General features: G+C 73.9%; 20 protein-coding genes. 12 read left to right on the top strand and 8 right to left on the bottom strand.

Annotated features, from left to right (window positions below; genetic code table 11):
- Positions 1–79 precede the first annotated feature (79 nt).
- Positions 80–1,531, bottom strand: coding sequence for a glyceraldehyde-3-phosphate dehydrogenase (locus ACIRBX_RS34135; RefSeq protein WP_402303349.1), 1,452 nt, complete (start codon positions 1,529–1,531; stop codon positions 80–82).
- A 176-nt stretch (positions 1,532–1,707) separates the two neighbouring features.
- A complete protein-coding gene (locus tag ACIRBX_RS34130; RefSeq protein ID WP_402303347.1) occupies positions 1,708–2,088 on the bottom strand; it encodes a hypothetical protein in 381 nt (126 codons plus the stop codon).
- Between the two features lie 490 nt (positions 2,089–2,578).
- On the opposite strand from ACIRBX_RS34130, the gene ACIRBX_RS34125 reads away from it, so the two are divergent.
- The gene (locus ACIRBX_RS34125; protein ID WP_402303345.1) at positions 2,579–3,907 is read left to right on the top strand and encodes a hypothetical protein; all 1,329 of its coding nucleotides are present in this window, start codon (positions 2,579–2,581) and stop codon (positions 3,905–3,907) included.
- 232 nt (positions 3,908–4,139) lie between these two features.
- Here the strand turns inward: ACIRBX_RS34125 and ACIRBX_RS34120 are convergent, their stop codons facing one another.
- The gene (locus ACIRBX_RS34120; RefSeq protein ID WP_402303344.1) at positions 4,140–5,276 is read right to left on the bottom strand and encodes a BadF/BadG/BcrA/BcrD ATPase family protein; all 1,137 of its coding nucleotides are present in this window, start codon (positions 5,274–5,276) and stop codon (positions 4,140–4,142) included.
- A 1-nt stretch (position 5,277) separates the two neighbouring features.
- A complete protein-coding gene (locus tag ACIRBX_RS34115) occupies positions 5,278–6,180 on the bottom strand; it encodes a MurR/RpiR family transcriptional regulator (RefSeq protein ID WP_402303342.1) in 903 nt (300 codons plus the stop codon).
- Positions 6,181–6,964: 784 nt separating this feature from the next.
- Between ACIRBX_RS34115 and ACIRBX_RS34110 the strand changes: the two genes are divergently transcribed.
- The 3 genes from ACIRBX_RS34110 to ptlI all read left to right on the top strand — a co-directional run bounded on the left by ACIRBX_RS34110 (position 6,965) and on the right by ptlI (position 9,942).
- On the top strand, positions 6,965–7,891 hold the full coding sequence (locus ACIRBX_RS34110) for a transporter substrate-binding domain-containing protein (RefSeq protein WP_402303340.1): 927 nt from the start codon (positions 6,965–6,967) through the stop codon (positions 7,889–7,891).
- Positions 7,892–8,065: 174 nt separating this feature from the next.
- Positions 8,066–8,413, top strand: coding sequence for a gamma-glutamylcyclotransferase family protein (locus tag ACIRBX_RS34105; RefSeq protein ID WP_402303338.1), 348 nt, complete (start codon positions 8,066–8,068; stop codon positions 8,411–8,413).
- Between the two features lie 98 nt (positions 8,414–8,511).
- Positions 8,512–9,942 carry a pentalenene oxygenase gene (ptlI, locus tag ACIRBX_RS34100; RefSeq protein WP_402303336.1) on the top strand — a complete coding sequence of 477 codons (1,431 nt, stop codon included), beginning with the start codon at positions 8,512–8,514 and terminating at the stop codon, positions 9,940–9,942.
- A 136-nt stretch (positions 9,943–10,078) separates the two neighbouring features.
- On the opposite strand, the gene ACIRBX_RS34095 is transcribed toward ptlI, so the two are convergent.
- On the bottom strand, positions 10,079–10,846 hold the full coding sequence (locus tag ACIRBX_RS34095; protein WP_402303335.1) for a DUF4253 domain-containing protein: 768 nt from the start codon (positions 10,844–10,846) through the stop codon (positions 10,079–10,081).
- An 88-nt stretch (positions 10,847–10,934) separates the two neighbouring features.
- On the opposite strand from ACIRBX_RS34095, the gene ACIRBX_RS34090 reads away from it, so the two are divergent.
- The gene (locus tag ACIRBX_RS34090) at positions 10,935–11,357 is read left to right on the top strand and encodes a very short patch repair endonuclease (protein ID WP_402303333.1); all 423 of its coding nucleotides are present in this window, start codon (positions 10,935–10,937) and stop codon (positions 11,355–11,357) included.
- A gap of 55 nt (positions 11,358–11,412) precedes the next feature.
- Here the strand turns inward: ACIRBX_RS34090 and ACIRBX_RS34085 are convergent, their stop codons facing one another.
- Both ACIRBX_RS34085 and ACIRBX_RS34080 read right to left on the bottom strand, forming a co-directional pair.
- Positions 11,413–11,961, bottom strand: coding sequence for a GNAT family N-acetyltransferase (locus ACIRBX_RS34085; protein ID WP_402303331.1), 549 nt, complete (start codon positions 11,959–11,961; stop codon positions 11,413–11,415).
- A gap of 78 nt (positions 11,962–12,039) precedes the next feature.
- Positions 12,040–12,366 carry a nuclear transport factor 2 family protein gene (locus tag ACIRBX_RS34080; protein ID WP_402303328.1) on the bottom strand — a complete coding sequence of 109 codons (327 nt, stop codon included), beginning with the start codon at positions 12,364–12,366 and terminating at the stop codon, positions 12,040–12,042.
- A gap of 295 nt (positions 12,367–12,661) precedes the next feature.
- Between ACIRBX_RS34080 and ACIRBX_RS34075 the strand changes: the two genes are divergently transcribed.
- The 4 genes from ACIRBX_RS34075 to thpR all read left to right on the top strand — a co-directional run bounded on the left by ACIRBX_RS34075 (position 12,662) and on the right by thpR (position 17,660).
- The gene (locus ACIRBX_RS34075; RefSeq protein WP_402303326.1) at positions 12,662–14,851 is read left to right on the top strand and encodes an MMPL family transporter; all 2,190 of its coding nucleotides are present in this window, start codon (positions 12,662–12,664) and stop codon (positions 14,849–14,851) included.
- A gap of 98 nt (positions 14,852–14,949) precedes the next feature.
- Positions 14,950–16,314 carry a sensor histidine kinase gene (locus ACIRBX_RS34070; protein ID WP_402303324.1) on the top strand — a complete coding sequence of 455 codons (1,365 nt, stop codon included), beginning with the start codon at positions 14,950–14,952 and terminating at the stop codon, positions 16,312–16,314.
- Positions 16,311–16,988, top strand: a complete 678-nt coding sequence (locus tag ACIRBX_RS34065) for a response regulator (protein WP_402303322.1) — start codon at positions 16,311–16,313, stop codon at positions 16,986–16,988. The genes ACIRBX_RS34070 and ACIRBX_RS34065 overlap by 4 nt, the downstream gene beginning before the upstream one ends.
- A gap of 69 nt (positions 16,989–17,057) precedes the next feature.
- Entirely contained in the window at positions 17,058–17,660 is a 603-nt protein-coding gene (gene thpR, locus ACIRBX_RS34060; protein ID WP_402303320.1) for an RNA 2',3'-cyclic phosphodiesterase, read from the top strand.
- A 12-nt stretch (positions 17,661–17,672) separates the two neighbouring features.
- Here thpR and ACIRBX_RS34055 read toward each other — a convergent pair whose 3' ends face one another.
- A complete protein-coding gene (locus ACIRBX_RS34055; protein WP_402303319.1) occupies positions 17,673–18,608 on the bottom strand; it encodes an RNA-binding protein in 936 nt (311 codons plus the stop codon).
- 105 nt (positions 18,609–18,713) lie between these two features.
- Between ACIRBX_RS34055 and ACIRBX_RS34050 the strand changes: the two genes are divergently transcribed.
- The 3 genes from ACIRBX_RS34050 to ACIRBX_RS34040 all read left to right on the top strand — a co-directional run.
- Entirely contained in the window at positions 18,714–19,202 is a 489-nt protein-coding gene (locus tag ACIRBX_RS34050) for an NUDIX domain-containing protein (protein WP_402303317.1), read from the top strand.
- A 25-nt stretch (positions 19,203–19,227) separates the two neighbouring features.
- Positions 19,228–19,608 (top strand): nucleotide pyrophosphohydrolase, encoded by a 381-nt coding sequence (locus ACIRBX_RS34045; protein ID WP_402303315.1) that lies wholly within the window; start codon positions 19,228–19,230, stop codon positions 19,606–19,608.
- 253 nt (positions 19,609–19,861) lie between these two features.
- The coding region (locus tag ACIRBX_RS34040; RefSeq protein ID WP_402303314.1) for a hypothetical protein at positions 19,862–20,280 on the top strand (419 nt) is incomplete at its 3' end.

The raw sequence follows: 20,280 nt of genomic DNA, 5'->3' as shown, positions 1-20,280 counted from the left end.
ACGGTTGCGCGAACGGCCGAGGCCGCCCCCACCGTGTCGGCGGGGGCGGCCTCGGTCGGCCGTGGCTCCGGACGGTCGGTCAGACCGTGGTGGCCGGGGCCGGGAAGGTCGGGTACTCGACGCCCGAGACGTGCTGGACGACCCGCACGACCTGGCAGGAGTAGCCGAACTCGTTGTCGTACCACAGGTAGAGGATGGCGTTGTCGCCGTCCACCTTGAGCGCGCCCGCGTCCACGATGGAGGCGTGGCGGGAGCCGATGAAGTCGTTCGACACCGCGTCGGGGGCGTTGGTGAAGTCGATCTGACGGCGCAGCGGCGAGGTCAGCGACACCTCGCGCAGGTGGTCGAGGACCTCCTCGCGGGTGGTCTCGCGGGACAGCTGCAGGTTCAGGATCGCGATCGAGACGTCCGGCACGGGCACCCGGATCGAGGAGCCGCTGATCTTCGCCTTGAGGTCCGGCAGGGCCTTGGCGACGGCGGACGCGGCACCGGTCTCGGTGATCACCATGTTCAGCGCGGCGGCGCGGCCACGGCGGTCCGAGGAGTGGTAGTTGTCCAGCAGGTTCTGGTCGTTGGTGTACGAGTGGACGGTCTCCACGTGGCCGCGGAGCACGCCGTACTCGTCCGCCATCGCCTTCAGCGGCGGGACGATCGCGTTGGTGGTGCAGGACGCGCAGGAGATGATCTGCTCGTCCGGCTTGATGGTGTCGTGGTTGACGCCGTGCACGATGTTCGGCACGTCGCCCTTGCCGGGCGCGGTCAGCACGACCTTGGCGATGCCGGGCTGCAGGTGCTTCGACAGGCCCTCGCGGTCGCGCCAGATGCCGGTGTTGTCGATCAGGATGGCATTGTCGATGCCGTAAGCGGTGTAGTCGACCGTGGTCGGGTCGTTCGAGTAGATGACCTGGATCGCGGTGCCGTTGGCGACGATCGTGTTGGTCGCCTCGTCCACCGTGATGGTGCCGTTGAACTGGCCGTGGATCGAGTCGCGGCGCAGCAGCGAGGCGCGCTTGACGAGGTCGTCGCCCTTGCCCTTGCGGACCACGATCGCCCGCAGCCGCAGGCCGTTGCCCGAGCCGGCCTTCTCGACCAGCAGGCGGGCCAGCAGTCGGCCGATCCGGCCGAAGCCGTAGAGCACGACGTCGCGGGACTCGCGGCGCTCCAGCTTGTTGGGGCCGACCGCACCGGCCACCGCCTCAGCCGTGAACTCCTCGACCGTCAGGCCGCGGGTGTCGTGCTTGTACGTCGAGGCCAGCATCCCGAGGTCGATCTGGGACGGGCCGAGGTCGAGCGAGGTGAGCGCGTGCAGGAAGGGCAGCGTCTCGGTGACCGAGAGCTCCTCGCCGGCGATCTGGCGGGCGAACCGGTGGGTCTTGAGGATCGAGACCACCGACTTGTTCACCAGGGAGCGGCTGTACAGCAGGACGTTGACGTCCTTCTCCCGGTGCAGTCGGCCGATGATCGGAATCATCGACTCCGCGATCTCCTCGCGGTTGTTCCAGTTCGTGAGCACGTCGTCGTTGACAGTCACAAGTCCATCTTTCGAGGGTAGGGCCTTGCCCCCATGCTAACTTCGGCCCGTTTCGATCTTGCCGCCGGACCGCCCCTGACCAGGGACGGAGCCCCGCCGGGGTGACGGACTTCACGGAGGCGCCCCCCGCTCACCGTCAGCTCGGCCCCCCTCCGGGGCGGTGGCCGGGCGAAGGTTCAGGGGCGAACGGCCCGTGCGGCGGCGGTGGTCAGCCCGGCCACCACCCCGGTGGCCGCCAGGCTGCCGACCGCGACCATCGCCGCCCCCACCAGGAAGAGCCCGCTCCCGTCGTCCGACCAGTCGAGGGCGACCGCGAGGGTGAGCCCGGCCGAGGTGCCGAGCGCCGCCGCCGCTCCGTGCCGCCGGGCGGCGGCCCACACCACGGCGGGCAGCAGGGTCAGCGCCAGGCCGATCACCTGCCACGCCTCGTACGGGCCGGAGACCGAGCCGTCCGGGTGCACGTCGCGCTGCTGGTCCCAACCGAGCCAGCCGGCCCAGGCGGTGGCCGCGAGCAGGGCGAGGAGGAGGGCGGTCGTTTGCGGGAGCCGGTTCGTCATGGGGCCAGCCTTCCGGCCGGGGGGTAGGGCGGAACAGAGTAGGCGTACTCAGGTTCGGTGTGGGGTGCTCGGTGCGGCCCGGTGCTGGCGGAGGGGGCGTCGGGGGGCCAGTGGCGGGGCTCGGTGCGGTGGTCGGTCGGTGGTGCTGCTGATCCGACGTGGTCGTCGGCCGGCGGCGGGTGCTCCCGCCCAGGGGCCCAGGCCCGGTTGTGCCGACCCCATCCGGAGCCGGATGCCGCGGAAGCCGACCTGGCCAACTCATCCGTGGTGCGGTGGAGTTCGTGGCGCGCGGCGCGGGTGCGGGGCATCGGTCGGGCCCGCTGCCCGAGTGGTGGGGCGGTGTCCTGCCCCGGGTCGACCTCGACGGTCGGCCGGGTCACGGTCCCGTGCGGCGGTGTTGAAAAGGAATTTGCCCGGGGTGGTGTGGGCGCCGATGATCGGGCGGGCGCCCGATCATCGGCGCCCACACCGACCTCCGGAGGAAGAACCCGTGCACCCCGATCTCGCCACGGCGGAAGAACTGCTCGCTGCCGAGGACCTGCCCGGCACGGCCCGGGAGCTCCGGCGGCTCGCCGACCGGCTGTCCGCCGGTGAGCTCGCACCGCTGGTGGTGCGGCTGGCCGGGCTGGCCGAGATCGACGAACTGTACGGTGCGGCAGCGCAGTTGGCGGACGACGTCGACGATCCGGGGGCACTGTACGACTACGGCTACGCCTGCATCGAGCACGGGCTCTCCGCGCTCGCCGTGCCGGCCCTGCGGGAGGCGCTGGCGATCGTCCGCGAGCCGAAGCGCGGGCTGTTCGGTCGGCCCAAGGCGGTGGATCCGCAGCGGGTGCGCAAGGTGCTGATGGAGCTGGTGGCCGCACTGGAGGACGGGGACCGGCACGGCGAGGCCGTCGAGGTGCTCCAGGACCAGGCCGCCCGGCCGTCGGGGCTCGACGACTGGCCGGAGGGGTACCTGCTGGCGTTCAACGCGCTGATGGGGGGTCGGCTGGAGCTGGCCCGTGAGGTCTTCGGGCGGCTGGCCGAGCCCGAGCAGCCGTGGCGGCCGGCCGCCGACCGGATCGCCCGCTCGCTGGCCCGGGCGGCAGCCGCCCCGCCGGTGGACGACCAGGACCTGCGGGGCTGGCACCACGTGCTGACGGGTGGTCTGCTGGCCACCCTCTCCCCGTACGGCTTCGAGGCCGGGATGACCGGGCGGTACGCGTACCTGGGCGACTCCTTCGACAACTGCCGGCTCGGGTTGGACCGGCTGCGGGTGGTGCTGGAGGCCACCGGGCGCCGGGTGACCTTGGTCGGGCTGCTGCCGGACCGGGGCAGCCGGGCGCTCGGGCTGGCGGCGGCCGAGCTGTTCGGCCTGCCGGCCGCGCCGTACCGTCCCGGCGTCGCGGGGGCGCTGGTGGTGGCCTACGACCTGAACGCGTGTGACCAGGAACTGGTGGCGGCGCTGAACGAGCGCGCACCGGACGAGATCCTCTACGAGCACGTCACCTGCTGGACCGACACCCCGATCGTCTCGGCCGACGTCTGCGGCCTGCTGGCTCAGACCGTGGTCGCGCCCTGGGAGCCGGGGATGGGCTTCGACGCGGACGGCGAGCGGATCGCGCCGGAGCCCGACCGGCGTACGGCGGAGGAGCTGGCGGAGGCGATCCTCGCGGCCTCGGGCACGCCGGACGAAGGCGACGGCGGGACTCCGGCGGACTCGGCGGAGGTGCTGGCGGCGTACGCGGCGCGGGTGGCCGGGACCTGGGCGCAGGCGGAGGCCACCCGGGACCGGGTGCGGTCGGCCGGGCCGGTGCGGAGCAGCCGGTTCGCCTGACGGAGCGTCGGGCGGGTCGGCTGTTGGGGCGGTTGCTCCGGCGCGTGCCCCTCCGGTCCGGGAGCGGGCGGGACGGGCTCCGCCCGCTTCGGTGGCCGCTGGTCGCGTGCCGATGGCCGCGTACGGCACGTCGCCCGGTCTCCGGTGTGGTGCCCCCTGCCCGGGGATGCTGGGGTGCGCTGCTTTTCGGTCGGCTCCCCGGTCTGCTCCTCGGGCCGGTGCCGGGTGCGCCTCAGAGGGTGCGGAAGTCGAGCAGCGGCGGGTCGGCGGGCCAGGGGGAGTCCGCCGCCGCCGTGGCAGCCAGGCGGAGCGCACCGAGCAGGGGCGGGCCGTCCGGGGCCTGCGGGTGGAGGTGCGGGGGGAGCGCGGCGAGGGTCGCCGCGCGCAGCGCTGCGAGGTTGAACAGGCCACCGGTGAGGGCGAGTCGGGCGGTGACCAGGCCGGTGGCGGCGGCGGTCGCGGTGGCCGCGATCTCCTCGCCGGCCCGGCGGAGCAGACCGTCGGCGATCGGGCAGCCGTCGGCGGCGGCGGTGGCCACGTCCGGAGCGAAGGCGGCGAGCAGGCCGGCCCGGTCGGCCCGGGTCTGGAGCGCGGCGGGGAGGCCGGCGGCCGGGCCGTAGCGGTCCTGAGCGAGCGTCAGCAGGGCCACGGAGCCGCCCGGCCGGCCGTCCACGGCGCGCAACGCGGCCTCCAGAGCGGCCCGGCCAAGCCAGGAACCGCCGCCGCAGTCGCCGAGGAGTTGGCCCCAGCCGTCGGCGCGGCGCCAGGTGGCGCCGGGAGTCGCGGGCACGGCCTGCCGCTCCGCCGGCCGCTCTGCCTCGCGTTCGGGCCGCTCGCCCGGACGGGGTCGGGCCTGCGGGGCGTGGCCGGTCCGCTGGGGCACGTGTCGGCCGGCTGCCTCGTGCTCGCCGTTCCGGTCGCCGGACGGCGCCGGATGCAGGCCGAGGGCGACCACGCCGGTGCCGGCGGCGACGACCACGCCCGGGTGGCTGCCGAGGGCCCCCGCGTAGGCGGTGACCGCGTCGCTGGCCAGCACCAGGTGGCGGGCGCCGGTGGCCCGGATCAGGGGGGCCGGCAGGGCGGCGGCCAACTCCCGCCCCAGCATGGCCATTCCGGTGGCGCCCACCGCCACCGTGCCGACCCGGGCGCCGGACGGGAGGAGCTCGGCTAGGGCGGGCAGCAACCCGTCCAGCAGGGCGGCTGCGTCGAGGCCGCCGGCGGTGATCCGGGCGGGGGCGGGGATGCGCACGGTCCGCAGCGCCGCGTCCAGGTGGTCGGTCCGATCGTCGGGCAGGCGGGCCGGGGCGAGGGCCAGCCGGATGCCGGTGCCGCCGACGTCGATGCCGAGGAGCAGGTCGGGGTCGGTCATCTCAGCGCTTCCTCCGAACGGTGGTGCTGCGGCCCTCGCGGACCCGGACGGCCTCGTGGGCTCGGTGCAGGGCGTCGGCGGTACGGGACTCCAGCAGCTGGGCGAGTCGGACGTAGAGCGAGTCCACCACGGTGAGTTGGGCGATCCGGCTGACGGTCGAACCGGTGCGGAAGGCGGTCTCCCGCCCGGCGAAGGTGAGCACCAGGTCGGCTGCGCCGGCCAGCGGGGAGCCGGGGTCGCTGGTGAGGGCCACCGTGGTGGCACCCCGGCGGGCGGCCTCGGCGATCGGGTCGAGCACCTCGGAGGTCCGGCCGGAGTAGGAGATGCCGACCGCCACGTCCTCGGGGGTGAGGTGGGCCGTGCCGATCAGGGCCCGGTGCACGTCGGAGCGGGCGGTGCCGACCAGGCCGAGGTGCTGGAGCTTGTACTCCAGATCGGCCGCCACCACCGCGCCCGCCCCGGCCGCGTACACCTCGACGCGGCGGGCTGCGGCGAGCTTCCCGACCACCGACTCCAGGACGGTCAGGTCGAGTTGGGCGGCGGTCTCTTCGACCGCGCGGGCGCTCAGCCGGGCCACCTTGGCGACCACGGTGCGGGTGTCGTCGTCCGCCGTGACGTCGCCGTCGGCACCGACCCGGACGGCGTACTCCTCGTCCGCCGCGACCTGGGCGGCGGCCAGTGCCACCCGCAGGTCGGGGTAGCCGCGCAGGCCGAGGGTGCGGCAGAAGCGGGTGACGGAGGTGTCCGACACGCCTGCCGCGGCGGCGAGTTGGCTGATGCTCAGGGCGGCGGTGCCGGCCGGATCGGCCAGGACGCGTTCGGCGACGGCCCGTTCGACGGGGGACAGCGAGGGCAGCCGCCCGCGCAGCCGGACGACCAGGGTCTGGGCCGGGCTGCGGTCCACGCGCTCTCTCCCGCTCATGGTGCTCTGCCACATTCAGGCGTTGCCGTGTGAGAATCCTCGACATCACCACGGGTGTCAACCACCGGTGTGAGCGAAGTGTGCCACCACCGAACCGGAGGCGGGCGTCGTCGTGCACCGCAGTGCCGTCCTCACCACCCCTGCCCACGTGGACTTCTGCCGGGTCACCAGCGCGGCCTGTCGCCGCCGCGCGCAGCAGCGCTGACCGTCCGTCGGCTCCGGTGCTCGCCGACGGTCGGATCTCGCACGACCTGACGGCCCGGAGGTCGACCGCGCGGACCCGTCGAACCAACCCGCACCCGCCGACCTCCCTCGCGCGGCCACCCGGAGGGACGGTGGCGCGGCCCGCGCCTTCGCACCTCCGGGCCGGCCCCTTCGAGGGGGACCGGAGTAGGTGCCAGGGAGGAACGGTGAAGGCTCGGCGGCACCTGGGTGAACTCGTACGGCGCGGTGCCCCGGCCGTGGTGCGGGGCGGCGTCGCGCGGGGCTGCCCGAAGCGCCCGCCGGGGATCGGCCCGCAGGCGTCCCCGCAGGTCGGGGGCGGTCCGCCCGGCGGTCTGGCGGTGCACGAACCCGGGCGTGGGGTGGCGTGCGCATGCTGGTTATCATCGGTCCGGCAGTTCGTCGGACGGCGGTCGACGGAAGCGTTCCCGGGGCAGTGCCCTGCCCGGGAAGGGAACCATCGGCGCGGGGGCCGGTCGGGTGCCCGCGGCGTGCCCGCCGAAGCCGTGCCCGGCCCCGCACCGCGCGATCCGTCGGGATGAACATGAACAAGGGCCTCGCCAGCCGTCGCACCCACCTCGTCACCGGAGCCGTCATCGGCGCCCTGCTGCTCACCGCCTGCGGTTCGAGCACCTCGGGCGGTGGCGCGGGTGAGAAGAAGGTCTCGCTCCGGGACCAACTGCCCAAGCAGTACCGGGACGCCGGAGTCATCAAGGTCGGCGCCTCCTTCACCGCGGCCCCGGTGATCTTCAAGAACGGCGAGGGCAAGGCGGACGGCCTGGACGCCGATCTGGCCGCCGCGATGGAGCCGCTGCTCGGGGTGAAGCTGGACTTCTTCGACGCCGGGGCGTTCGCCAACGTGCTGCCCGGTCTGCTCTCCAAGAAGTACGACATCGGCATGTCCGGCATCACCGACACCCGCGAGCGCCAGCTCGGCGTCGACAAGAACGGCGACCCGGTCAACGAGGGGGTGGACTTCGTGGACTACTTCATGGCGGGCATCGGCATGGTGGTCAAGGAGAAGAACCCCAAGGGCGTCTCCAGCATCGACGATCTCTGCGGTCACTCCGTCACGGCGAAGAAGGGCACCACCCACAACGACCTGGTGACCCGTCAGCAGAAGGCGTGCGAGCACGTCGGCAAGCCGCTCAAGGTGCTGGAGACCGCTTCCGACGACGAGGCCCTGGCCAACGTCCGGGGCGGCGGTGCCGACGTCTACATCACCGACTACCCCAAGGCCCAGTACAACGCGCTGACCCTGGACGGCGGCAAGACCTTCGACCTGGCCGGGCCGCAGTTGCAGTCCCGGCCGTTCGGCATCGCGGTCCGCAAGGGCGACCAGGAGCTCCGGGACGTCCTGGTCAAGGCGGTCAACACGCTCATCGTGAACGGTACTTACGACACCGTGCTGCAGAAGCGCCAGCTCGCCGAGGGCGCGATCCAGAACTCGGTGGTCAACGGCAGCCACTGAACCGGCAGCCGGTGAACCGGCAGGCGCTGGACCGGCAGCCGCTGATCCGGCAGCCGGTCCGTCGGGCCGTTCTGACCCAGTACGCCCGCACTCGGGGAAACTCCTCCTGGTGCGGGCGTTCGGGCTGCTTGGATGGCGGGGTCCCGATCCGAGCGACCCTGGAGGTACCCGGCGATGACCCACCGTCTCTTCTCCTACGGCACCCTGCAGCTCGAACAGGTCCAACTCGACCGCTTCGGAAGGGTGCTGGAGGGGAGCGCCGATGCCCTGCCGGGCCACCGGATGACCGTGCTCCGGATCACCGACCCGGCCGTGATCGCCACCAGCGGCACCGACCGCCACCCGCTGGTGCTGCGCTCCGAGGACCCGGAGGACTCGGTCGAGGGCCGGGTCTTCACCATCACCGACGAGGAGTTGGCCGCCGCCGACGACTACGAGGTGGACGACTACGCCCGCCGCGAGGTGGTGCTCGCCTCCGGTACCACGGCCTGGGTCTACCTCGCCGCCGAGCAGGGCCGGTAGCCGCCCGGAGCTTCACCCGTGCGGCCGATCGGCCGATGTAGTCCCCAGGGCGTGCCGCCGGACGGGTGCGGCACGCCCTGAGGACGAGGAGGAGCGCGGTGAACCAGCAGACCTTCGTGGTCGGTACGGCCCCCGGAGCGGTGCCCGGGGTCGGGCACGCCTGGCAGATGACACGCAGTCCGGTCCGGTTCATGACCTCACTGGCCGCCCACGGGGACCTGGTCCGGATCAGGATCGGCCCGTCCACCGCCTACGTGCCCTGCCACCCCGAACTGCTGCGCCGGGTGCTGACCGGGGACCAGGTCTACGACAAGGGCGGGGTGTTCTACGACCGGGCCCGCGACGTGGCGGGCAACGGCCTGGTCACCTGTCCGTACCGGGACCACCGGCGGCAGCGGCGGCTGATGCAGGGTGCCTTCACCCGCCCTCAGCTGCGGCACTACGCGGTGGCGATGCATGCCGAGATCGAGCACACCACCGGGCGGTGGCGGGACGGCCAGGTGATCGACGCCTTCCCGGAGTTCTACGGGCTGGCGCTGCGGGTGGTGGCCGGCACGCTCTGGTCCACCGCGCTCGACGCGGAGCTCACCCGGGGCGTGGAGCGGGCCTTCGACACGGTGCTGAACGGACTGTTCCGCCAGATGTTCCTGCCCGCGCCGCTGCGCCGACTGCCCACCCCCGCCAACCGCCGCTACCGGTCGGCGCTGCGCCACCTGCACGGGGTGACGCAGGGTCTGATCGCCGGTCACCGGGGCCAGGAGGGCCTGGAATCCGGGGAGTTGGACCTGCTCGGGGCGCTGCTGGCATCCCGGGACGAGGACGGCGGGCGGCTGACCGAGGCCGAGGTGCACGACCAGGTGATCACCGTGATGGCGGCCGGCACCGAGACGGTGGCCGCCACGCTGGCCTGGGTCTTCCACCGGCTGAGCCAACACCCCGCGATCGCCGAGGAATTGTACCGCGAGATCGACACCGTGCTGGCGGGCCGCTCGGCCGTCTGGGAGGACCTGCCGGCGCTGGCACTGACCGACCGGGTGATCACCGAGACGCTCCGGCTGCACCCGCCCGGCTGGCTGTTCACCCGGCTCACCAGCGCCGGCACCGAGTTGGCCGGGGTGCCGCTGCCGGCCGGCGCGACCCTGGTCTTCAGCCCGGCGGCGGTGGCGATGGACCCGGAGGCGTTCCCGCTGCCGCACGAGTTCCGCCCGGACCGCTGGCTGGCCGGCGAGGAGACCCAGGCGGCCCGCCAGGCCTTCACCGCCTTCGGCGCCGGGGCCCGCAAGTGCCTCGGTGACCTCTACGCCCGCACCGAGGCCACCCTCGCGCTGGCCACCGTGCTCAGCCGCTGGCGCCTCACCCCCGAACAGGACGCCGACACCCGGGCCGTCCCGCTGGCCACCGTCTACCGCCCGAGGCGGCTGCGGCTCCGCCTGACGGCCCGTCCGGCCGTCCCGGCGGCGGTGGCGGACCGGCCGGTGCTCGGTCAGGAACGGGTGAACGGGAGTACGGAGGGTGCGCGCGGGGCGTAGCGGCCGACGGCTCGGCCTCCGCCCGCAGTCGGCTTCGGCCCGCGTGCGGGGCCGGGACCGCCCGCCCCTTCGGGCGGCTCCGGTCGGACCTCGGGGCGGAGCCGGCCCGCCCGGCGGCGATGCTGCCGCGCCCGGCTCAGTCCCAGCAGAAGCGCCAGGTGCCGGAGTCGATCAGGGTGGGTGCGTACCCGGCCAAGGTGTCCGTCGGGCCGTACCGGATGCCGTCCGGGCAGAACGCGTAGTGCTCTGCGGCGATCCGCAGCGCCTGCGCCTCGTCGGAGGGCGGTGCCGCCACGCTCAGCACCAGCTCCGAACCGTCCACGGCCACCAGCCGGGCGCCGAACCGGTCCTCCCAACTCGCCAGCACCGCCGCGTAGGTGCCGAGGTCGTCGTCCTGCTCCGCCACCCCGTCCCACCCCAGCAGCGCCAGCGCCTCGGCGCCCGACTCCGCCGCCACCAGCCCGAGCCGCACGTGTGACCGCCGGGACACCACATCCCGGGCGCAGCCCGCCGCCGCCCGTGCCGGGTCGGCCGCAGGCGGCCCGCCCGGCACGAGGCCCGGCCAGCGGACCCCGAACGGCGCGATCGGCTCCGGACCGTCCTCCGCCAGGCGCTCCGTCCACCAGCGGGCCAGAAGCAGGCCCGGATCGTAGAGGTCCGGCCGGGACGCCCGGCCCGGGTGGAACTCGCCTCGCTCCCACATGTGTTGACCCTCACGGCTCTCGCCGTCGAGCAGGAGCGGCCACAGCTCCGACCGGGGATGCTCGGCCAGCACCGACTCCCACAGTCCGGCCCCGACCGGCCCCGCGCTCAGCCAGAGCACCGGCTCGGTCCCGTCCTCGTGCTCCACCCATCCCCCGGGCGGCAGCAACGCGGCTACGCTCCTTGCCAGTTCAGCCCTCATGCCGTGCACGCTAGCGGGCCCGGCCGACAGCCGCCCGGCCCGAGGTGCGTGAGTGAGCTCTGTGAGTGCCGCGCGGCAGAATGAGACCATGACCCCTCTGGAGACCACCCCGAAGGTCCGGGCACGGATGAGCAGCCAGCGCAGCCGCGACACGGGCATCGAGCTCAGCCTCCGCCGACTGCTGCACGCCGGCGGACTCCGGTACCGGGTGCACCGGCGTCCGCTCAAGGGTGTCCGTCGGGAGGCCGACATCCTCTTCGGACCCGCCCGGGTCGCGGTCTTCGTCGACGGCTGCTACTGGCACGGGTGCCCCGAGCACGCGACCTGGCCGAAGAACAACTCCGCGTTCTGGCGGGAGAAGATCGAGAAGAATCGCGCCCGGGACCGTGACACCGACGCCCGCCTCGCGGAGGCCGGTTGGGCTTCCGTCCGTGTCTGGGAGCACGAGGCACCGGAGGAGGCAGCGGTGCGGATCACCGCACTGGTCCGGTCGCGCAGGGCGGAGGGCTGATCCGGGCAGATCGCCGCCCTGCAGCTCGCGGCGGTGCGAGTGAAGCGCCCGGTGGTCAGGCGGCTGGGAGCCTGGGGTGGCGGACGCCGAACCACTGGTCGGCGCCGAACTCCTCGAAGCGCTCCAGCTCGGCGAAGCCGAGCTTCTCGGCCAGGCGCACCGACCGGGCGTTGGCGCTCTGGGTGCAGAGCACCACCGGCTCGCCGGGCAGGGCCGCGGCCGTCCACTGCAGCACCGCCGTGCAGGCTTCGGTAGCGTAGCCGCGGCCCCAGGCGTGCGGCAGCAGCAGGTAGCTGAGCTCGGCGTCCCCGCCCGCCGGGCCGACCCGGCCGGGCCGCCCGGCCGCGCGGCGGTCGACCGTGACGGTGCCGATCATCTTCCCGTCCAGCTCCACCACGAACAGACCGGGCCGCTGCCCGGGGGCCTCGGGCACCGCCGCCTCCAGCTCCGCCCGGGGCCGGGCGCCGCCGAGGTACTCGTACACCTGCGGTGAGGCGAGCAGCTCCACGAACGCCGCGCGGTCCCCGGGCCGGGCGCCGCGCAGCACCAGCCGCTCGGTGCGGAGCGGGGTGGGCGGCCAGTCGGTGACGCCGAGATCGGTCATGGTCGGCACGCTATCCGACGGAGCGAACCGCCGTGCCGGGAGCCGTGGATGAGCCCGCGTCAGCCCGGCGGGCGGGCCTCAGCCGAGGAAGTCGACGCGGTCGATCAGGCCCGCGCGCACCCGGTAGGCCACCAGCACCCGGACCGGCTCGGCGGCCACGCCGTGCGCCAGCTCGTGGTCCACCACCCAGTCGCCCTCGGTCAGCCGGCCCAGGATCTCGGCCCGGCAGCGGCCGGCCGCGAACTGCGGCCCGTACACCTCCCGCAGGGCCTCCCGGCCGCGCAGCGGGTCGCCGCCGCGCCGGTTCACCTCCACCTGCTCGGCGTAGGTGGCGAGGAAGGCGTCGAGGTCGTGGGCGTTGTAGGCGGTGAGCTGACGCTCCACCACCTGCTGGGGGTCGTTCATGGCGGGCGGTCTCTCGGTCTCTCGGTCGGGGACGGGCTGCGGCGCCAGCCTAGGGAGGAGACGGGTTCCTCCGGAAGTAGTGGACGGCGAGCGCGGGAGTACTGCGGACGCAGTACGGCAGCTGCCTGCACAGGGACGACGACGGGTGAGGGGTCGGCCGCGAAGGATGGAGCACGCTGCGGGCGGACCGTACCGGAGACGGTGGCGGGCCGCTCGCGGCGCGTTCCGGGACCCGGGCGCCGACCCGCACGGCACCGACCCCGCACCACACCGACCCCGAAGGAGGCCGCACCCCGTGGCCACGTTCCTGTACCGCCTGGGCCGCTGGTCCTTCGACCGGCGCAAGTGGGTGACGCTGATCTGGGTCGCCGTGCTGGCCGTGGCCGGTGTGCTCGCGGCCAAGGCGCCCGCCGCGCCCGACGACGGCTTCGCGATGCCCGGCACGGAGGCGCAGCGCGCCTTCGACCTGATGAACGAGCGCTTCCCGGGCGGCCACGCCGACGGGGCGCAGGCCCGCCTGGTCTTCGTCGCGCCCGACGGCCAGAAGATCACCGCCGGGCCGGCCAAGGAGGCTGTCGACCGGACGGTCGCCGAGCTGGCGCACGCCGAGCAGGTGACCGGTGCGGTCGATCCGTTCCAGGCGAAGGCGGTCTCCCAGGACGGCACCACCGCCTACGCCACCGTCAGCTACTCGGCCAAGGCCGGGGAGCTGTCCGACGGCGCCACCGCCGCGCTGGAGCAGGCCGCCCAGCACGGCCGGGACGCCGGCCTGAAGGTCGAGATCGGCGGCACCGCGCTGCTGACCAAGGGCGAGGCGGGCGGCAGCAGCGAGGCGATCGGCATGGCGCTCTCCGCCGTCGTGCTGGTGATCACCTTCGGCTCGCTGCTGGCGGCCGGGCTGCCGCTGCTCACCGCGCTGGTCGGGGTCGGCCTCGGCATGGCGCTGATCACCGCACTGGGCAGCACCCTCGGACTCTCCACCACCACCGGCACGCTGGCCATGATGCTCGGCCTGGCGGTCGGCATCGACTACGCGATGTTCATCGTCTCCCGCCACCGGGCCGAGCTGGCCGAGGGCCGGGAGCTGCGCGAGGCCGCCGGACGGGCGGTCGGTACGGCCGGCTCGGCGGTGGTGTTCGCCGGGCTGACGGTGGTGATCGCGCTGGCCGGGCTGTCGGTGGTGAACATCCCGATGCTCTCCAAGATGGGCCTGGCCGCCGCCGGCACGGTGGTGCTCGCGGTGCTGGTCGCGCTCACCCTGGTGCCCGCCCTGCTCGGCTTCCTCGGCCGGCGGGTGCTCCCGCGCAAGGCCCGCAAGGGAGTCGTCGGCAAGGGTGACAACGGCGGGGCCCGCTGGGCCCGGTTCGTGCTGCGCCGTCCGCTGGCCGTGCTGCTCGGCGGTGTGGTCGGCCTCGGCGTGCTGGCGGCCCCCGCGCTGGACCTGCGGATGGGCCTGCCCGGCGACGAGTCCAAGCCGACCTCCTCCACCCAGCGCCGCGCCTACGACCTGCTCTCCGAGGGCTTCGGCCCCGGCTTCAACGGCCCGCTCACCCTGCTGGTGGACGTCAAGGGCTCACCCGACCCGAAGGCCGCCACCGACCGGGTGGCGAAGACCGTGGCCGGCCTGCCCGGCGTGGTCGCGGTCACCCCGCCGATGTTCAACCCGGCCGGGGACACCGCCCTGGTGAGCGCCGTCCCGAAGACCGGCCCGGCCGAGGCCGCGACCAAGGACCTGGTCACCGCGATCCGCGGCCACGCGGGCGGGCTGAAGGCGGAGACCGGTGCGACCGTCCTGGTCAGCGGCACCACCGCGATGAACATCGACGTCTCGCAGAAGCTCACCGACGCCCTCCCGGTCTACCTCGCCGTGGTGGTCGGCCTGGCCGTGCTCCTGCTGCTGCTGGTCTTCCGCTCGGTGCTGGTGCCGCTGAAGGCGGCGCTCGGCTTCCTGCTCTCGGTGGCCGCCGCGATCGGTGCCGTGGTCGCGGTCTTCCAGTGGGGTTGGCTGGCGAGCCTGATCGGGGTCGAGCAGACCGGCCCGGTGATGAGCATGATGCCGATCTTCCTGGTCGGCGTGGTCTTCGGCCTGGCCATGGACTACGAGGTCTTCCTGGTGACCCGGATCCGGGAGGGCTTCGTGCACGGCGAGAGCCCGGAGGAGGCCATCGTCACCGGCTTCCGGCACAACGCCCGGGTGGTCACGGCCGCCGCCTTCATCATGATCGCGGTGTTCGCCGGCTTCATCGGGATGAGCGAGCCGATGATCAAGATGATGGGCCTGGGGCTCGCGGCGGCCGTCGCCTTCGACGCCTTCGTGGTCCGGATGACCATCGTGCCGGCCGTGCTCGCCCTGCTCGGCCGCCGCGCCTGGTGGCTGCCGCGCGGCCTGGACCGGGTGCTGCCGGACGTCGACGTCGAGGGCAGCAAGCTCCAGGACGCCGCCGCCCCCGCGCCGGCCCCGCAGCGCGAACCCGCCCGCGTCTGACCGTGTGACACCCCCTCCGCCCCCGGCCCGACGGCCGGGGGCGGAGGGCTACCGTTGGCAGCCAGGACCACCCCTTCCCGACCGGAGCGCAGATCCCGATGAGCGACCTGTGGCGGCGCGTCCGCCGCGACCACCCCCGGCTGCTGGACGCCGTGGGCGGCGCCACCCTGGTCGTCGTCATGGTGCTGGGCGTGACGGTCGATCAGAACGCCGGCCACTACAAGGCCCCCGGCCTGGCCACCGCCCTGATCGCCGCCCTCTCCACCGCCGCCGTCTTCCTGCACCGCCGCCACCCGCGCGCGGTGGTCCTGGTCACCCTGCTCTGCACCACCGCCCTCACCACCACCAGCGCCAAGCTCACCCCCGCCCTGGCCACCCCGCTGCTGCTGGCGCTCTACTTCCTCGCCGTGCGCACCGACCGCACCACCTCGCTGCGCGCCTCGCTGGTCACCGCCGCCCTGCTCACCGGCATGTCCCTGGCCTTCGGCCCCGGCGGCCCGATCGCCGAACGCCTCGGCGTGCTCGCCTGGTCGCTGCTGCCCGGCGCCATCGGCGACTCGATCCGCAACCGCCGGGTCCAGCTGGCCACCATCGAGGAGCGGGCCGAGCGGGCCGAACGCACCCGTGAGGAGGAGGCCCGCCGCCGGGTCGCCGACGAGCGCATCCGGATCGCCCGCGACCTGCACGACGTGGTGGCCCACCACATCGCGCTGGCCAACGCCCAGGCGGGCATCGCCGTCCACCTGATGGACCGTCACCCCGACCGGGCCCGCGAGGTGCTCAGCCACCTCACCGAGGCGACCGGCTCCGCGCTCCAGGAGCTGCGCGCCACCGTCGGCCTGCTGCGCCGCGCCGAGGAGCCCGCCCCGCTGGAGCCGGCCCCCGGCCTGGACCGGCTGCCCGAGCTGCTGCAGACCTTCGAACGGGCCGGGCTGCCGGTCCGGCTCAGCGTCGAGGGCGAGGCCCGCCCGCTCTCCCCGGGCATCGACCTGACGGCCTACCGGATCCTCCAGGAGTCGCTGACCAACGTCGCCAAGCACGCCCGGGGCGCCGAGGCCCGGATCGCGCTCGGCTGGAGCGGCAGCCGCCTCACCCTCACCGTCGCCAACGGCCGCCCCGCACCGGACGGCCGGGCCCCGCTGACGGCGGGCGGCGGAGGGCAGGGCGGCTTCGGGCTGATCGGCATGCAGGAGCGGGCCACCGCCGTCGGCGGCCGGGTGACCACCGAACGGCGCCCCGACGGCGGCTTCCTGGTCACCGCCGAACTCCCGCTGCGGACCGGTGGCCCCGCCGCGCTGGACGACCGCCCGGCCGCGCTGGACGATCGCCCGGCTGCCCCCGACGTCCCGGCTGCCCCCGACGCCCCGGCCGACCGTGCCGGTGGTGCCGGTCGCGCAGGCGGTGCCGGCCGGACCGACCCGACCGACCTGACCGATCCGATGGAGGAGGACGGCTCCGTATGACCATCCGCGTACTGCTGGCCGACGACCAGGCCCTGCTCCGGGGCGCCTTCCGGATGCTGATCGACTCCGAGGACGACATGGAGGTGGTCGGCGAGGCCGCCGACGGCCACCAGGCCGTCGAACTCGCCCGCGCCACCCGGCCGGACCTGGTCCTGATGGACATCCGGATGCCCGGCTCGGACGGTCTCGGTGCCACCGCCGAGATCTGCGGCGATCCGGAACTGGCCGGGACCCGGGTGCTCATCCTGACCACCTTCGAGGAGGACGAGTACGTCGCCCAGGCCCTGCGCGCCGGAGCTGGCGGCTTCCTCGGCAAGGGCGCCGCCCCTGCCGAACTCCTGGCCGCCGTCCGTACGGTGGCCGCGGGTGAGGCCCTGCTCTCGCCCGCCGCCACCCGGGCCGTGATCGACCGTCTGCTCGCCCAGCCCGGCCCGGCCGCCGCAGCCCCACCCTCGGCCCGGCTGGCGGTCCTGACCGCCCGCGAACGCGAGGTGATGGCGATGGCCGCCACCGGTCTCACCAACGAGGAGATCGCCGAACGGATGGTGGTCAGCCCCTTCACCGTCCGCACCCACGTGCACCGGGCGATGGCCAAGCTCGACGCCCGCGACCGGGCCCAGCTCGTCGCCATCGCCTACCAGTCCGGCCTGGTACCGCCCTCCCACCCGGCCTGACGGACCGTCGGCCGGTCGCCCGGCGGGTGGCCGTCCCGGCGGGTGGTCGGACCGCACGGAGGTGCTGGAATGTCCCCCGTGGAAGATCGACACCCCGACCCGCCGACCCGCCGCCTGTTCCTGGCGCTGGCCCCGCCCGACGATGCCAAGGACGAACTGGCCCGGGCGCTGCAACCCGCCTACCGGGCGTACCCGCAGCTGCGCTGGAACCGGATCGAGGACTGGCACGTCACCCTGGCCTTCCTCGGCGAACTCCCCAGCAGCGCCGTGCCGTTGCTGCGCACCGCACTGGCCGGTACGGCCGGCTCCCGCCCTGCCCTGCGGCTGGCCCTGCGCGGTGGCGGCCACTTCGACGACCGGCTGCTGTGGAGCGGCATCGAGGGGGACCTCGACGGTCTGCACGACCTGGCGGCCGAGGTCCGGGGTGTGGTGCGGTCCTGCGGGATCACCTTCCTGGAGCGCCGGCTGCGTCCCCACCTGACGCTGGCCCGGGCCCGCCGTGACGACCCGCTCAGCGTCCCGGCCGTCGCCGCCGGGCTGACCGACTTCAAGGGGCGGACGTGGCCGACCGAACGGCTCCACCTGGTCGGCAGCAACATCGGGCGCGGCCCCGGCCCGATCTACTACCGGGACATCGTGGCCTGGCCGTTCGCCGCCTCTGACGGGTCGTGACCGACCGGGTCGTCAGCCGCGCACCCGCACCACGCCGTCGGCGTCGGGCAGCACCGCGTCCGGCAACGCCGTGGACTCCTCCGGGACCAGGGCCACGCTGTGGGCAGCGGCCAGCACCGCGAGGTCCGCCGGGTCCTGGAGGTCGAACCAGTCGGTGGCGAGCCGGCCGTCCGGGAGTTCGCACAGCAGGCGGTGGTGCTCCTCGGGATCGAGCCCGGACAGCACGGCGGCCGGCCCGACGGTGAACAGGTCCGGCCAGGCGGTGAGCCGCGCGCGCGGTACCAGCCGGGCGCGCACCGCGTCCACCGCGCCGGGGGAGCGCAGCCAGTGCCACCGCGTCATGGCGGAGCGCTCCTCCAGCAGCCGCACCCGGCCGTCCGCCACTGCGTCCCGCAGCCGGGCCCAGTACGACGCGTCGGCGGGCAGCTCCCGCGCGCTTCCGTCCGGCTCGGGGGCGTACGGCGACTCGTCGATCCGCTCCGGGTACAGGCCCAGCTCGCGCGCCCGCTCCACCCCCGGCCGGATCGGCCCCGCAGTGCCGACGTACAGGTACTGGTCGTAGCCGACGTGGACGAAGAACCGGTCCGCCACCTCCAGTCGGCACCAGCCGCCGCTCTCCCGCAGCATCACCCGGACCAGCTCGATCCCGGTCGCCAGGCTCACCTCGGCCCCGTCGTGGAAGTCCGTCGGCTCGGCGAACAGGTCGGCCAGGCCGCCGCCCGGCAGCCTCGGCCCGAGTCCGAAGTGCACCGACCCGCCGAGCTCCGGCTCACGCACCGTCAGCCGCTCCACCCCCGCCGCCCGGGCGAACGCGGCCAGCGCCTCCAGGTACGCCGCCTCGATCGGCCCCTCGTCGCAGGCGGAGTCGAGTGTGCCCACGTAGTACCCCCGCTCGTTGCGGTCGGCGGGGTCGTACTTGGTCACGCGGTAGACGATCGGTTCGGGCATCCCCGCATGGTAGGTCCTGCTTGAACGGTGCTCCGACGGGGCAGCATCATCTGTCGCCGACCCCGTCCTACCCGGCCGGGCGACCAGCCACTCGGAGGTGGGGCCGTGGAGATCCTGCGCCAGGCCGTGTCCGTGATCGCGCACGATCGGGAGAGGGCGGCGATCGCGCTGCTCCGGTACGCGTCCCCCGGCTGGGACGGCACCCCGGCCTGGACGATCCCCGGCGGAAAGGTCGAGCCCGGCGAGCAGCTCGATGTCGCCGCCGCCCGCGAACTGCGCGAGGAGACCGGCCTGTTGACGGACCCGGAGCGGCTGCGGCTGGTGCACACCGTCCAGGTCCGCGAGGGCTGGGACGGCAAGGGCGCCTTCCTGGTCTCGGTCTTCCTCGCCACCACCTGGAGCGGCCGGCTCACCAACGTCGAGCCGGAGAAGCACCTGGAGGCCCGCTGGGCCCCGGCCACGGGCCTGCCGCTGCCGATGTTCGCCTCCGCGCACGCCGCACTCTCCGGCTACCTGGCCGGCGGGCGTGGCTTCTCTACCCACGGGTGGGGTGACGGCTTCGACCCGCGCTCACTGGTCGAGGCCCACAGCTGAATCCCGGACGGCCGAGGAGGCGGGAATGTCCGACGGACACGGTCTGCACGATGCCGCGCGCGAGGTGCGCGATGCCTACGACCGGCTCAACGAGCAGCGTCTCGGCCGACGTTGGGACCTCACCGACTACGCCCTCGGCTTCGCCGGTGACGTCGGCGACCTGGCGAAACTCGTCATGGCCCAGGCGGGGCACCGTATCGACCTGACGGCGGACCGTGAGCGGATCGCCCACGAGTTGTCGGACTGCCTGTTCTCCGTCCTGGTGATCGCCGAAGCGCTCGGCATCGACCTGGAGGCCCGCTTCCCCGTCGACATGGCCACCCTGGCGGCCCGGGTCCGCGCCCTGACCGAGGCGGGGGACCCCGCACGGACCGGTGCCGCCCGTCCCTCGGCCGGTTCGCTCTGACGGTCATTCAATCGCGCCCTCGCATAACGGCGTTGACCGGATCTGCCCTTTCGGGCACTGTCGATTGCCCTCCGGTCTCTTTACTTCCCTGCTGCCGGTGAAAGGCCGAGCGCGATGGTGCGGTATTCGAACTCCCTTAACCCGTGCGTTGCTTCCGCAGTCGCTCGATGGCACCCCTTGGTCACGTACGACGGATTGATTGGCACCGGATGTGTGCCGCGCCGGCGGTCAACTGTGGTGGGAGTAGGGGTAGATGGCCGGGAGTTCCGGTTCGTTCAGTATCGATCTGGCTGAGGTGGATTCGTCGGCGACGATGATCCAGCGGATGTACGACGATCTGCAGGAGGCGTTCGTCGTCCTGAAGACGTATGTGGGGACGGTGAACAAGGAGATCTACGGCAAGGATCTGGTGGGGGAGTCGCTGGGTGGGAAGACGGCGGCGGTGATCGGTCTGTCGGAGCAGCAGGAGAAGACGCTGGCGGCGTTGAAGGCGTTCCTGGACAACACGGGTCAGGTGGCGGCGAATCTGAAGTCGATGGTGGCGAGTCACCGGGGGACGGATGACGAGAACGCGGAGGAGATGAAGAAGATCGAGCAGGGGAACGACATTCCGCTGCCGTTGCCGCCGAGTACGGGTCCGGGGCCGGGGTACGTGGCGCCGCAGGCGCCGCC

Source organism: Kitasatospora sp. NPDC096147 (assembly GCF_044763225.1).
Classification (GTDB): Bacteria; Actinomycetota; Actinomycetes; order Streptomycetales; family Streptomycetaceae; genus Kitasatospora.
Note: the sequence above shows the minus strand (reverse complement) of the source record. Positions and strands in the feature narration are given on the sequence as shown.

Coding starts and splice junctions, on each gene's coding strand:
- ACIRBX_RS34130 (WP_402303347.1), bottom strand. CDS start 2,088: ATGACGAACCGGCTCCCGCAAACGACCGCCCTCCTCCTCGCCCTGCTC.
- ACIRBX_RS34120 (WP_402303344.1), bottom strand. CDS start 5,276: ATGACCGACCCCGACCTGCTCCTCGGCATCGACGTCGGCGGCACCGGC.
- ACIRBX_RS34110 (WP_402303340.1), top strand. CDS start 6,965: ATGAACAAGGGCCTCGCCAGCCGTCGCACCCACCTCGTCACCGGAGCC.
- ACIRBX_RS34105 (WP_402303338.1), top strand. CDS start 8,066: ATGACCCACCGTCTCTTCTCCTACGGCACCCTGCAGCTCGAACAGGTC.
- ACIRBX_RS34095 (WP_402303335.1), bottom strand. CDS start 10,846: ATGAGGGCTGAACTGGCAAGGAGCGTAGCCGCGTTGCTGCCGCCCGGG.
- ACIRBX_RS34090 (WP_402303333.1), top strand. CDS start 10,935: ATGACCCCTCTGGAGACCACCCCGAAGGTCCGGGCACGGATGAGCAGC.
- ACIRBX_RS34085 (WP_402303331.1), bottom strand. CDS start 11,961: ATGACCGATCTCGGCGTCACCGACTGGCCGCCCACCCCGCTCCGCACC.
- ACIRBX_RS34080 (WP_402303328.1), bottom strand. CDS start 12,366: ATGAACGACCCCCAGCAGGTGGTGGAGCGTCAGCTCACCGCCTACAAC.
- ACIRBX_RS34070 (WP_402303324.1), top strand. CDS start 14,950: ATGAGCGACCTGTGGCGGCGCGTCCGCCGCGACCACCCCCGGCTGCTG.
- ACIRBX_RS34065 (WP_402303322.1), top strand. CDS start 16,311: ATGACCATCCGCGTACTGCTGGCCGACGACCAGGCCCTGCTCCGGGGC.
- thpR (WP_402303320.1), top strand. CDS start 17,058: ATGTCCCCCGTGGAAGATCGACACCCCGACCCGCCGACCCGCCGCCTG.
- ACIRBX_RS34055 (WP_402303319.1), bottom strand. CDS start 18,608: ATGCCCGAACCGATCGTCTACCGCGTGACCAAGTACGACCCCGCCGAC.
- ACIRBX_RS34045 (WP_402303315.1), top strand. CDS start 19,228: ATGTCCGACGGACACGGTCTGCACGATGCCGCGCGCGAGGTGCGCGAT.